The sequence below is a fragment of the Pseudomonas sp. 21615526 genome (assembly GCF_013386245.1).
Taxonomy (GTDB): domain Bacteria; phylum Pseudomonadota; class Gammaproteobacteria; order Pseudomonadales; family Pseudomonadaceae; genus Aquipseudomonas.
In genome coordinates this window covers 1-431 of sequence record NZ_JACAOM010000263.1, presented here as the reverse complement: position 1 = coordinate 431, position 431 = coordinate 1, and the positions used below count along the sequence as shown (strand labels likewise).

At 63.8% G+C, this 431-nt stretch carries 1 protein-coding gene; it reads right to left on the bottom strand.

What is annotated here, in order from left to right; translation table 11 throughout:
• Positions 1-431 (bottom strand): FGGY-family carbohydrate kinase (locus HX786_RS31610; protein WP_256735359.1); only part of this gene is annotated, 431 nt, incomplete at both ends.

The following is a 431-nucleotide window of genomic DNA, read 5'->3' as shown; positions in this document are numbered from 1 at the left end:
CCCGAACCCAACCCCTTCCATCACCGCATACCCCAGCATGGCCGGCGTGCAGTCATGCCCCAGGCTCATGAAACCACCCCGCAACAACGGGTCGTTATGGGGCGTGCGCTCCCCCGCCAAATACGGCAAAAACAACGGATTGGAAACCGGCACGCCCTGCCCGATCGGCAACTCGGCCTGCACCCGATCCAGCAACGCCTGCTCATCAACCGACCCCGTCAACCGCGTCACCCACCGCAAGCAACTGGCCCCGGCCAGCATGGCGCCCATGGTGTACCAGCGATTAGGCAACGCATGACAAAAACTATGCACCGCACTCGCCGGATTCCCCGCCGAGTGATCAGTAATCGCCACGATGGCCGCACTCGTCCCCAACGTGATAAACGCATCCCCCGCATTCACCGCCCCTATGCCCACCGCCGCCACCGGGT